12 protein-coding genes are annotated in these 12,015 nt (G+C 59.3%); 4 read left to right on the top strand and 8 right to left on the bottom strand.

Annotated features, from left to right (window positions below; all coding sequences use genetic code 11):
* Positions 1-508 precede the first annotated feature (508 nt).
* Both IB245_RS15305 and IB245_RS15300 read left to right on the top strand, forming a co-directional pair.
* Positions 509-1,198 carry an energy-coupling factor ABC transporter permease gene (locus tag IB245_RS15305; protein WP_192227990.1) on the top strand — a complete coding sequence of 230 codons (690 nt, stop codon included), beginning with the start codon at positions 509-511 and terminating at the stop codon, positions 1,196-1,198.
* A 64-nt stretch (positions 1,199-1,262) separates the two neighbouring features.
* On the top strand, positions 1,263-1,478 hold the full coding sequence (locus IB245_RS15300) for a hypothetical protein (RefSeq protein ID WP_008033212.1): 216 nt from the start codon (positions 1,263-1,265) through the stop codon (positions 1,476-1,478).
* Positions 1,479-1,486: 8 nt separating this feature from the next.
* On the opposite strand, the gene yacG is transcribed toward IB245_RS15300, so the two are convergent.
* Genes yacG through pilB form a run of 5 tightly spaced genes read right to left on the bottom strand, consistent with a single transcriptional unit; the run spans position 1,487 to position 6,098 of the window.
* Positions 1,487-1,687 (bottom strand): DNA gyrase inhibitor YacG, encoded by a 201-nt coding sequence (gene yacG, locus IB245_RS15295; protein ID WP_008033210.1) that lies wholly within the window; start codon positions 1,685-1,687, stop codon positions 1,487-1,489.
* A complete protein-coding gene (gene coaE, locus IB245_RS15290; RefSeq protein WP_008033209.1) occupies positions 1,684-2,307 on the bottom strand; it encodes a dephospho-CoA kinase in 624 nt (207 codons plus the stop codon). The genes yacG and coaE overlap by 4 nt, the downstream gene beginning before the upstream one ends.
* On the bottom strand, positions 2,304-3,176 hold the full coding sequence (locus tag IB245_RS15285) for a prepilin peptidase (RefSeq protein ID WP_192227989.1): 873 nt from the start codon (positions 3,174-3,176) through the stop codon (positions 2,304-2,306). The genes coaE and IB245_RS15285 overlap by 4 nt, the downstream gene beginning before the upstream one ends.
* 1 nt (position 3,177) lies before the next feature.
* A complete protein-coding gene (locus IB245_RS15280; RefSeq protein WP_192227988.1) occupies positions 3,178-4,395 on the bottom strand; it encodes a type II secretion system F family protein in 1,218 nt (405 codons plus the stop codon).
* Positions 4,396-4,397: 2 nt separating this feature from the next.
* Positions 4,398-6,098 carry a type IV-A pilus assembly ATPase PilB gene (gene pilB / locus IB245_RS15275; protein ID WP_192227987.1) on the bottom strand — a complete coding sequence of 567 codons (1,701 nt, stop codon included), beginning with the start codon at positions 6,096-6,098 and terminating at the stop codon, positions 4,398-4,400.
* A gap of 225 nt (positions 6,099-6,323) precedes the next feature.
* Here pilB and IB245_RS15270 point away from each other — a divergent pair, with 225 nt between their 5' ends.
* Positions 6,324-6,740 (top strand): pilin, encoded by a 417-nt coding sequence (locus tag IB245_RS15270; RefSeq protein WP_008033203.1) that lies wholly within the window; start codon positions 6,324-6,326, stop codon positions 6,738-6,740.
* Between the two features lie 331 nt (positions 6,741-7,071).
* Entirely contained in the window at positions 7,072-7,425 is a 354-nt protein-coding gene (locus IB245_RS15265; RefSeq protein WP_008042835.1) for a BON domain-containing protein, read from the top strand.
* Positions 7,426-7,636: 211 nt separating this feature from the next.
* Here IB245_RS15265 and IB245_RS15260 read toward each other — a convergent pair whose 3' ends face one another.
* The 3 genes from IB245_RS15260 to IB245_RS15250 form a co-directional block, all read right to left on the bottom strand.
* Entirely contained in the window at positions 7,637-7,933 is a 297-nt protein-coding gene (locus IB245_RS15260) for a DUF2845 domain-containing protein (protein ID WP_008033199.1), read from the bottom strand.
* Positions 7,933-10,878: a DUF748 domain-containing protein gene (locus IB245_RS15255; RefSeq protein ID WP_192227986.1), complete on the bottom strand. Its 2,946-nt coding sequence runs from the start codon at positions 10,876-10,878 to the stop codon at positions 7,933-7,935. Before IB245_RS15255 ends, IB245_RS15260 begins: the two co-directional genes overlap by 1 nt.
* 93 nt (positions 10,879-10,971) lie before the next feature.
* On the bottom strand, positions 10,972-11,988 hold the full coding sequence (locus IB245_RS15250) for a class I SAM-dependent rRNA methyltransferase (RefSeq protein ID WP_008033195.1): 1,017 nt from the start codon (positions 11,986-11,988) through the stop codon (positions 10,972-10,974).
* Between the last annotated feature and the right edge of the window lie 27 nt (positions 11,989-12,015).

Raw genomic sequence — 12,015 nt, 5'->3', positions numbered from 1 at the left:
TTTACGCATTCCCCTGTAGGAGCCGGCTTGCTGGCGATGGCATCCGTCCAATCAATAAACAGGTGACTGATCCACCGCTATCGCCAGCAAGCCGGCTCCTACAGGGATCGGCGTGCGCTTTTGATTTTCACCACTCATCAGGCCGAGCGTTAGCTCGCCTTCAGCTTTTGATCTGAGCGCCCCCTCGAGAGGCCGAGTGGAGGTTCTGCGCAGTGGGCAACCCGGCATGGATGCCGGGTTAGCCGCCCCCGGCCAGGGATGGCCGATGGCGGCGGGCCCACGGAGCAGGACCGGAGCGAGGACATGCCGAGCCATGGCGAGGCACCGAACGAAAGGGGCAAGAGCCCTTGGTTACTTGGGGCTCTTCCAAGTGACTCGCCGTAAGGGCGAAACCAATAGCCGCCATAACCACAGAAACGGATATGCCCCCCAACCAAAGACCAACCAAACACCGGTGTAAACTGATACCCCACCCTATTCCGGCAAAGACAAGGGAGCCCACCCAGCCATGATCGGCGCCGAGCTGCTGTCCCCCGAAACCCTCACCGTCGGCTGGCTGATCTACATTCCAGCCCTGATCTGGGCCATCGCACGTGCCCCGTGGGTCGAGCTGTTCAGCGACAGCCGCCGCCAGCATCTGTTGTTCGGCACCGTGTTCGCGCTGTTCATGCTGTGGCTGGTACGCCGGGATTTCGACACCGGCGTGTCCTATCACTTCATCGGCATGACCGCCGTAACCCTGCTCCTGGACTGGCCCCTGGCGATCGTCGGCGGACTGGTCGCACAAGCAGGCCTGGTAATGCTCGGACGCCAGGACCTCGCCGCCGTCGGCGTGAACGGCGCCTTGTTGATTCTGCTGCCCGTGCTGGTCACCGAGTGCTGCGCAATCCTGGTCGAGCGCGCGCAGCCGCGTAATCCCTTTGTGTATATCTTCGTTTCCGGTTTCTTCGCAGCGGCGCTATCGGCCCTGCTGTGCCTGCTGCTGGCCCTGTGGCTGCTGTGGTTCAACGAGCTGTTCGTCATGCCTTACTGGCTGGAAGATTTTGTCGGTTACCTGTGGTTGATCATCTTTCCCGAAGCCTTCATCAACGGCATGGTCGTCAGCGCACTGGTGGTGTTCAGCCCCGAATGGCTGGAGACCTTCAACCGCACACGCTACCTATCGGCACCCTGGAAGGACGACGATCCGAAATCTTGATCCACATCAAATCCAAAAAACGTCGACGAATCCATGCTCCGAAAAACCTTCAGGAGCATCGAAAATGAGTGTCTACGAATGGGCAAGGCAGGAGTTGCGCCACAGTCTGGATGCAGCGCAGGAAGTCGGGTTTGATCCGGGGTTGAGCCTGCGCGCCCTGCTCAGCGCGGTGGTGCAGCAGAGCAAGGCCGTGCGCAGTGTCGAGGATCTGGCCGATGAGTTGCAGTTTCTCGCCGAGAACCTCGATGACGGTCAGGACTACGGCTTCATGCGGCCCTGAACCGTCACTTAGTGACGTGGGTCGAAATCACCACTGAACAACTCGTCCTCGGCATCGGGTGCCACTGGAATCTTGTGCTCTTCCGATGCCCACGCCCCCAGGTCGATCAGTTTGCAGCGGTCCGAACAGAACGGCCGGAATGTGCTTTCCGGGGTCCATTCCACAGGGGCGCCGCAGGTTGGGCATTCGACGGTTGGGATCTGGCTCATGACTGGCCTCCACGCAATGTAAGGTAAAAGTGATGCAGGCGTTCGACCTCGCTGTGCAGCCAGGCGAGGTCGCGGTCGTTGACCACCACATCGTCGGCATGGCTCACGCGATCCTGGCGACTGGATTGCGCCTTGAGGATCGCCTGGACCTGTTGTTCGCTGGTCTGGTCACGCTGCAGGGTGCGTTCGATCTGTAGTTGTTCGGGCGCATCGATCACCAGCACTCGCTGGGTCATGGCGTACTGCCCGGACTCGATCAGCAACGGCGAAACCAGAATCGCGTAAGGCGATTGTGCCTTGCCCAGGTGATCGGCGATTTCCCTGGCGATCAGCGGATGCAAAAGCGCTTCGAGCCAGAGGCGTTGCTCAGGCACTTCGAAGATCAGTTTGCGCAACGCTGCGCGATCGAGTTGCCCGTCGGCTTGCAACACGCCGGGGCCAAAATGTTCGGCGATCTGTGCCAGCGCCGGGCGACCCGGCTCCACCACCCAGCGCGCCGCATGATCGGCATCGACCACGTGCACGCCCAGGTCGATGAAGTGCTGGGCGGCCGCGCTTTTGCCGCTGCCGATGCCGCCGGTCAGGCCGAGAATCCAGGGTTTATCCACAGGGGTATTCATTTCAAACCGACAAACTGCCAATAGAAGCCGGTTATTTGACCACCCCAGAGCAATGCAATCCAGCCGGCAATCGCCAGATAGGGACCGAAGGGGATCGGGGTCGAGGTTTTCGCATTGCGTAGGCTCAGCAAAATCATGCCGATAATCGCGCCCACCAGGGATGACAACAAAATGGTCAGCGGCAAAATCTGCCAGCCGCCCCAGGCGCCCAGCATGGCCAACAGCTTGAAATCGCCGTGGCCGATGCCTTCCTTGCCGGTGATCAGCTTGAACAGCCAGAACACCGACCACAACGCCATGTAGCCCGCAATTGCGCCCCACAGCGCCTCGTGCAATGGCACGAACAATTCGAAGCTGTTGACGACCAGTCCCAGCCACATCAGCGGTAGCACCAGCACATCCGGCAACAGTTGATGCTCGGCGTCGATCAGGCTCATGGCCAACAGGCCCCAGCTCAGGACCAGCACCATCCCGGCTTGCCAGCCGAAACCGAAGTGCCAGGCAATGAACGCCGACAGCAGGCCGCAGGCCAGTTCGGTCAACGGGTAGCGTTTACTGATGGGCGTTGCGCAGCTTGAGCATCGTCCACGTAAAAACACGTAACTGAGCAGCGGGATGTTTTCCCAGGCGCGAATTCGGTGCCCACACTGCGGGCACTCGGAGTGGGGCAGCATCAGGTTGTAGGTCGCCGGCGGTGTTTCGCCAGGCAAACCGAGAATGTCCCGGGCCTGCAATTGCCACTCACGCTCGAGCATTTTCGGCAGGCGCCAGATCACCACATTGAGGAAGCTGCCGACCAGCAAGCCGACCAGCAGTGCAATGACGACAAACGCCAACGGGTACACGGTCAGGATTTCGTTCAAGGGCATGTCAGATCGCATTGCCGAGTTGGAAAATGGGCAGGTACATCGCAACCACCAGGCCGCCGACGATAACACCCAGCACCACCATGATGAATGGCTCCATCAGGCTGGTGAGATTGTCGACCATATTGTCGACTTCCGCCTCATAGAAACTGGCGACCTTGTCGAGCATGTCGTCCAGTGCGCCGGACTCTTCGCCAATGGCCGTCATCTGGATCGCCATGTTCGGAAAGACGCCGGCGGTGCGCATGGAGAAATTCAGCTGCATCCCCGTCGAAACGTCCTGCTTGATACGCAGCACCGCCCGCTTGAACACGATGTTGCCGGTCGCGCCCGCCACTGACTCCAGCGCCTCGACCAGCGGCACACCCGCGGCGAAAGTGGTCGACAGCGTACGGGCGTAACGGGCCACGGCGGACTTGTACATCAACGCGCCAATCAACGGCAGTTTCAGCAGCCAGGTGTCTGTCCGGTCCCGAAAACCTTGCGATGTCTTGAAGGCGTGGCGCACACCGAATATCGCCGCGATCAGCACGCCAAGCATCAGCCACCACCAATCCTGCATGAACTGCGACAGGCCGATGACCATCACCGTGAACGCCGGCAGTTGCGCACCAAAACCTTTGAACACCGACTCGAACTGCGGCACCACCTTGACCAGCAGAATCCCGGTGACGATGATCGCGACGAACACCACCGCCAGCGGATAAGTCATGGCTTTCTTGATCTTGGCCTTGAGGCTTTCGCTCTTTTCCTTGTAGGTCGCGACCCGCTCCAACAGGGTGTCCAGCGCGCCGGCCTGTTCGCCGGCATCCACCAGATTGCAGTAGAGCTCATCAAAATACTGCGGCTTTTTGCGCAGGGCTGCCGCGAAGCTGTTACCCGCCGCGACTTCCTGTTTCACCTCGTCCACCAGTTTTCGCATGGCCGGGTTTTCGAAGCCTTCGCCGATGATGTCGAACGATTGCAACAGCGGCACGCCGGCTTTCATCATGGTCGCCATCTGCCGGGTGAAGAGGGCAATGTCATTCGCCTTGATGCGTTGGCCGAGGCTGAAAAACGAGGCGGATTTCTTGCGCACCTTGCCGGGATTGATGCCTTGCTTGCGCAGTTGCGCCTTGATCAGCGCCGGGTTCTGAGCGCTGAGTTCGCCGGTTATTTTCGTACCTTTTTTATCGGTGCCTTCCCAGGCGTACACACTGATTTTTGCTGCTTTGACCGCCATGTTCAGTCCTTGGTGACCCGGTTGATTTCTTCAAGGCTGGTGATGCCTTGCATGGCCTTGATCAGCCCGGAAGTACGCAGGTCGTTGAAGCCGTCCTTGCGCATCTGGATATCGATTTCCAGCGAATTGCCTTCGGCCATGATCAGCCGTTGCAGGCCTGCTGTGTTCTTCACCACTTCATAAATCCCCACGCGCCCCTTGTAGCCGCCGTTGCACTGATCGCAACCGACCGGCTCATAGATCGTGAATGTGCCAATCCGTTCCTCTGGGAAGCCTTCCTTGATCAATGCCTCGCGGGGAATATCGATGGGCTTCTTGCACTGGCTGCACAGTTTGCGCGCCAGGCGCTGGGCGATGATCAGGTTGACGGACGTCGCGATGTTGAACCCTTGAATGCCCATGTTGTGCAGGCGGGTCAGGGTTTCAGCGGCGCTGTTGGTGTGCAGGGTCGACAGCACCAGATGCCCGGTCTGGGCGGCCTTGATGGCAATTTCGGCGGTTTCCAGGTCGCGGATCTCGCCGACCATGATCACGTCCGGGTCCTGCCGCAAAAATGAACGCAGCGCCTGGGCAAAACCCAGACCTTGCTTGGCGTTGACGTTGACCTGGTTGATGCCTTCCATGTTGATCTCCACCGGGTCTTCGGCGGTGGAGATGTTGATGTCCACGGTGTTGAGAATGTTCAGGCCGGTGTAGAGCGACACGGTCTTGCCTGACCCCGTGGGGCCCGTCACCAGAATCATCCCCTGCGGCTGCTTCAGCGCGGCCATGTAGAGGTCTTTCTGGTCGGGCTCGTAGCCGAGGGCGTCGATGCCCATTTGTGCGCTCGACGGATCGAGGATCCGGATCACCACTTTCTCGCCCCACAGGGTCGGCAGGGTGTTGACCCGGAAGTCGATGGACTTGCTCTTCGACAGGCGCATCTTGATCCGCCCGTCCTGTGGTTTGCGCCGCTCGGAGATGTCGAGGCTGGCCATGACTTTCAGGCGGGCGGCGATGCGGTTGGCCAGTTGAATCGGCGGCTTGGCGACTTCACGCAGCATGCCGTCGGTGCGCATCCGCACGCGGTAGGTTTTTTCGTAGGGCTCGAAATGCAGATCGGAAGAGCCACTCCTGATCGCGTCCAGCAGCATCTTGTGAACGAAGCGCACCACCGGCGCGTCGTCGGCATCCTGTCCGGCGATGGCGTCCTGTTGGTGGTCATCGACCGACTCGATGTCCATGCCATCGAGGTCGACGTCGGCCATGTCTTCCAGTCCGCTGGCATGGCTGTCGAAGAACTTCTCGATGGCATCGCTGAGCTTGTCGTCCTCCACCAGGATGGCTTCGGTGTTCAGCCCGGTGCTGAACTGGATGTCGTTGATGGCCTGGTGATTGGTCGGGTCGCTAACCCCCACGAACAACTTGTTGCCACGCCGCCAGAGGGGCAGGGCGTGGTGCTGGCGAACCAGTTTTTCGCTGACCAGGCCCTTGGGTTGGGTTTCCTTGTCCAGGCAGTTGAGGTCGAGCAGTGCCATGCCGAAATGCTCCGAGGCGATCTCGGCGACCTGGCGGCTTTTCACCAGTTTGTTCTGCACCAGATAACAGACCAGGGAGATTTTATGACGTTGGGCTTGCTGATACGCCTGTTGCGCGCTTTGGTCGGTGAGCAGCTCGGTAAGCACCAATTGCTTGGCCAGACCGCTAAGGGCGATGTCATTCATGGGGATACCGGACACAGACAGTTCATGACTTATAGCCTAGTCAACCGGTGACGCCAAACCAGCGCTGCTCTGGTGACAAAAAGTGTCAGATAGTGCGGATCCTGAGGGCAGGACAAGGCCTTGCGTCGTTCTCGCGCCCCGCTAACAGGGGGTAACGGGCTTGGCATGGGCTGTGCTGAGACTGGTTCAGATCATGAGATTTCGACTCATGCATGGAGCTTGTCTATGAGTGCTCAGAAAGGTTTTACGCTTATCGAATTGTTGATCGTGGTGGCGATCATCGGGATTCTGGCGACGTTTGCGTTGCCGGCTTATTCGAAGTATCAGGCTCGGGCGAAAGTGACGGCGGGGTTGGCGGAAATTTCAGCATTGAAGGTTTCGTTTGAAGACCTGATGAATGCCGGCACTGCAGAACCCACCACACTGACGGGCGCCGGCACGACAACGCAGAACTGTGCAATTGCTGTCACCGGCACGGTTGCCTCAGGCGCTGGCACCATTGTCTGCACCCTGCAGAAAGCACCGGCCCCTGTGGCAGGTAAAACCATCACGCTGACTCGCAGTGCCACTGCAGGCTGGTCATGCGCGACCGGCGTGACTGCCGATTACGCACCGCCTGGTTGCACAGCCTCTGCAACTTAATGCTGAAAACGAGTAGATAGAAGAATGCCCCATCGTCGGATGGGGCATTTTTTTGGGGGGGGGGAAACTCCCAGTTCGCTGCGTATCTTGGTGAGATTTGGAAAACCTCACAAATTCATGGCCTTAGGCCCACGTTAAAACCTGCAACTTGCATGTAGAGAATGTCGAAGTCATGCAATTTGCATGATTCCGAAAATCAGTCGATTTTTTAAGTTGTTGATTTATAAGGGGTTAGTAACTGTTTCAAAGTTGGCACAGCGTTCGCACTATACCCAGTAACCCTGCTGACAAGACACGCAGCAGACTTTATGAAAAAACAGGAGTTACTCGTATGAAGAAGTTCGCTATCGCTGCCGCTACTGCTACCGCGCTGACCCTGACCATGGCCAACGTTGCATTCGCTCAAACCCAGGCTACCCAAGCCCCAATGGTGCTGGCTGCCGGTGAAGTGACCAAGGCTAAAGAAGCCACTTCCGATACCTGGATCACCACCAAAGTCAAAGCTGACCTGGTGACCGAAAAAGGCATTCCTGGTACCGATATCAAGGTTGAAACCAACAAAGGTGTTGTATCCCTGTCGTCCACCGTCGCGGTGACTGACGCTCAGAAAGCCACCGCCGTGGCCATCGCCAAGAAAATCAAAGGCGTCCAGGCGGTCTCCGCTGACGGCCTGAAAGCCGAGTAAGGCAAGACTTCTCGCCTGAACGGGAGAAGACGCGGTAGACGAGCCGAGTCATGCGTCTGCCGCAACTTGAGAGTTCATGCGACGGCCACAAGGATGTGGCCATTACAGGCCCCTGACATTCGTGTCCGGGGCCTGTTCTATTCTGGGCCACCACAAAACCAAAATGTAGGAGCCGGCTTGCTGCGGGCGGCTCCTACAGAGGGCCTGTGTGTCAGTTTCCGCGTTTGCTGGTGATCTGCTTCAAGCGATTGCCTTCAAACCGCAGGTACTGATACATCCCGCCGTTGGGCCCGTAGGTCCATTCCTCGACCTGGAATTCTTCCCGACGGTTGGCGCTGCGCTTGTAGCCCAACAGGTCTCGACTGACCGGCTCACCGCATTTCTGCAGGACTTCGCTGGACCGGTCGCCGACGCTGACCAACTGACTGCCGCAGCGCAGGGTATCGGCGGCTGAGGCCTGACTGGCCGCCATTGCCAGTGTCAGGCTGATCAGCAACCGACTGATCATCACTCGGCATCCAGGTGCAACGGCGTTACCACCCGACCGTCACTTTCTGCTTCGCCGAGGCTGGCATCGATGAAGTACACGCGGTCATCGGCCAACTGCCCCTTGTCGACCAGATAATCCTTGATGCTGCTGGCGCGATCCTGGCCCAGCTGACGCAAGAGCACGTCGCTGGTGCTCCAGAACTTGATCACGTCTGCGCGCATTTTGGCGGTGCGTTCTTCCTTGCCCAAGTCCTTCCATTCGGCGGGTGGCTGGGTTTTCAGGCGGGTGCGGTAGATGCCTTCCAGCAACGGGCCTTTCTCGCCGTCCGGTACTTGCAGCAACGAGGCCTGCGCCGGCACTTTGTCGCCGCGACGCTGGAGCATTTTGTAGTAGTTGTACTGGTATTCCCGTTCCAGGCGTTGCTCGGCGATCAGCGGGCCATCGCTGCTGGCGGCAGCGGTGCCTTCGATCTCCAGGCGCAGGGCCGGACGTTCCTTGAGTGCATTGGACAGTTTGACCAGCGAACCCTCGGCGTCCTTGCTCAGATCGCTCGAGCCCGGCGCGAACGACACCGTACCCAAGTCTTCCGAACCACCACTGACCAGCCCGCCAATCATTTTGAACGGTGCGGCAGCAGCTTTGACGATCAGGTTACGCAGGGTTTGCCAGACAATCGGCATGACGCTGAACTGCGGATTGTTGAGGTCGCCGCTCACTGGCAGCTCGATGGAAATCTTGCCGTCGACATCCTTGAGCAGGGCAATCGCCAGTTTCAGCGGCAGGCTGACAGCGTCGGGGCTGTCGACCTTTTCACCCAGTTGCAATTGCTCGACCACCACTTTGTTTTCAGCCTTGAGCTGGCCTTTGGTAATCAGGTAATGCAGGTCGAGATTGAGTCGGCCCTTGCGGATACGGTAGCCGGCGAACTTGCCGGAGTAGGGCGTCAGCGTGGTCAGTTCCACCCGTTTGAAACTGGTGGCGATGTCGAGGCTGGCCATCGGGTCGAACGGGTTGACCGAACCTTTGATGGTCACTGGCGCGTAGCGATCGACCTTGCCCTTGATGTCGACGGTCGCCGGTTTCGCCTGACGGCTGTCGATGGTGCCGATCTGGCCGTTGAGCTGTTGCACGGCGGTGGCGAAGTTCGGGGTCAGGCTGAAGTCGGCGAAGTTGGCCGAACCGTCATTGATGGCAATGCCACCGATGTGGATGCCCAGCGGTTTGTCCTGGCTGACGGGTTTGGCCGCAGCGGTTTTGGCGCCGGAATCGGGCGGTTGCGGGATCAGCAGGTCATCGATGTTGGTGGTGCGGTCATCGTTGATCATGAAACGCACGTAGGGCTGGAACAGGTTGACCTTGTCGATGGACAGGCTGTCGCCGTGCTGATAATTCAGGCCTTCGACCACCACCTGCTGCCACTTGAGAAAGTCGCGGGTTTTCAGGGTGTCGAGGGTGTGCAGTTGATCGATCTGCGCCCGTCCTGTGACGCTGAGCGCCAACGGCTCGGTACTTTTCAGGTTGACCGCCAGATCGCTGCCGAGCATGCCGCTGCGCAGTTCAAGGCGAATGAACGGGGTGATGTAGGACTGGGCGACCCGCAGGTCGATGTCCTTGGTCTGCACGTTCAATTTAGCGCTGACGGGAGCGAGATTGACCTCGCCCTCGGCGGTGATCTTGCCTTGCTTGCCCACCCCGGTGTCGAGCTTGAGGGTAAAAGGCGAGCCATTGAGGCTGTCGAAATTTTGCAGGTCCAGGTTCAGCGGGGTCAGGTCCAGCGTCACGGCGGGTTGCGTTTTGCGGTCAGCCAGGTGTACCTGGTAATCGCGCAACTGCACATCTTTCAACAGCACTTGCCAAGGTTTGCTTGGCGCGGCGGGTGTTTCCGGCGAGTCGGCGGCCGCTGGCGTGCTGGCCGGTTCGGCTTTGGCTTTGGCGGCGGCCTTGGACGGTTGGCTGGCGAACAGCTTCTGCCAGTCGAGTTGCCCGTCGGCTTCCAGTGCTGCCCAGGTTTCCAGTTTGTTGCTGCGGATCTTGCCGACGACAACTTGTTGTTTGGCCAGATCAACCGTGGTGTCGGTGATGTCCAGTCGCGCGAGTTTCGCCAGAGGTCGACCGTCCGGAGCCTTGATGGCGAAGGGCGCCACGCTCACTGCGACGTTGTTCAGCAGCAGCTCGGTTTCTTTGGACAGGTTGAGTTTGTAGTCGGTGCTCAGGTTCAGCACGCCGTTTTCCAGCACCAGCGGCAGCGCATCACGCACATAGGGCCAAAAGGTTTTCATCTGTCCGTCGGTGATTTTCAGCTTACCTTCGGAGGCGATCGGGATGAGGCTGAAGTTACCGGTCCAGTCGATCTGCCCACCGTTCGGGCCGATGGCCACAAGGGTCATGTCGGCATTGTCATCGGGCAGAGTGCTGAGGTTGTTCAGCTCGAAATCGAGTTTGTCGTAGAGGAACTCGATGGCTTCGCTGGGACGGTCATCCTTGAAATGCACGGCACCACCGGCCAGTTTGATCCGCTCTACGCGCAGCGGAAACGGTTTGGCGTCCGGGTCGGCCGGCGTCGGCTCGCTCGCCGGCAGTTTGAACAGACCAAGCAAATTGAGTTTGCCGTCCTTGCCGAAAAGGATTTCGGTCTTCGGCTTGTCCAGTTCGATATCGGACAGGTGCAGCGCCTTGGTCCAGAGGCTGTCGATCTGCAGGTTGGCGTAAAGCCGTTCGAAACCGACCTGTTCCTTGCCCGGTTCGCCGATGATCAGGCCCCACAGGGTGACTTCAAGGCTGAACGGGTTGAGTTCGATTCGCTGAATAGTGGCGGGCGTCGTCGCGTAGTTGGCCAGTTGCTGGTTGGCCACCCGCAATGCGATGCCCGGTAAAATCAGAAACCCCAGCAGGCTGTAGAGGGCCAGAGCAGTCAACAAGGCGCCGATAGCGCGGATCAATCCTTTGGGCATGTGCGGCTTCATCTGTCTGAATCGGAGTGCCTTGGAGTATGGCACGCCAATCCGGTTCCGAAGTAATCGCTCAGCCCAGGATTTTTCAGATTTATCTCACGTGATTCAGAGCTGCAGGATCAGTGTTTTCAGCGGCGGCTGTTGATCCATGGACGGGAAATCGGCGCCCGGTTTCATCACCGTCCATTCGCGCACCGGGCGGCCGGCCTTCTCGGCGCAGCGCAAAACCTGTTCGCGCCAGTCGTCCATGCTGACTTTTGCCAGGTTGTTGCAGCAGATCAGCACGCCATTGTCGGCGGTGGTCAGCAGCGCGGGTTTGAGCAGGCTCTGGTAGTCGCGCAGCAGGTCCACTGTGCCGAAAGCGCTCTTGGCCCAGGCCGGTGGGTCCAGCAAAACCAGATCGTATTGACGTTGTTCCAGGCGTTGATAGCTCGGCAGTTTCTGCCCGCGACGCTGGCTGATGGGCAGGCCGGCGAGTTGGCGAATGGCCGGGAAATAATCGGACTGGATGAATTGCATGGTCGGCAATTGCGGGTTGAGCAGACCGTTTTCGCGGCCGACCGCCAGGTTGCCCTCGGCGAAGTCCAGGTTGCACACCTCGCTCGCGCCACCGGCCGCAGCGCTCAGGCCGACGCCGCAGGTGTAGGCAAACAGGTTCAGCACGCTTTTGTTCTTGCTGTGATCCTTGACCCAGCCGCGGGTGTTGCGCAGGTCGAGAAACAGCAGCGGATCCTGGCCGGCGTGGCGGCCGCGGACCCGGTAATTCAGGCCCCATTCGTGACCGACCAAGTCTTGCAGGGCGGCTTCGTCGGCACGGTAGACCGTGTCTTCACGGTCTATGCGCGAGTTGCCCCGGGAGCGGTCGTTGTAGACCAGCAGGGTATCGAGGCCCAGATGTTGGTTGATCGTTTCATGCACTTGCAGCAGGGCGTCGCGCTCCAGCGCCTGATGAAAGCTCTGCACCAACAACTGTGGGCCGTAGCGGTCGATGGTCAGGCCGCCGGCGCCTTCCTGGCTGCCGTGGAACAGGCGATAGCAATCGGTGCCTTGCTGATGCAGTTCGGCAAGCAGGTCCTGGCGATGTTCGAGGGCGGCGCACAGCGCCTGATTCAAGGAAGACATGCTGGGCGCCTTGCAGGGGAGGGAATT

Source organism: Pseudomonas sp. PDM02, from assembly GCF_014852285.1.
GTDB lineage: Bacteria > Pseudomonadota > Gammaproteobacteria > Pseudomonadales > Pseudomonadaceae > Aquipseudomonas > Aquipseudomonas migulae.
This window is presented reverse-complemented; position numbering and strand designations above follow the sequence as displayed.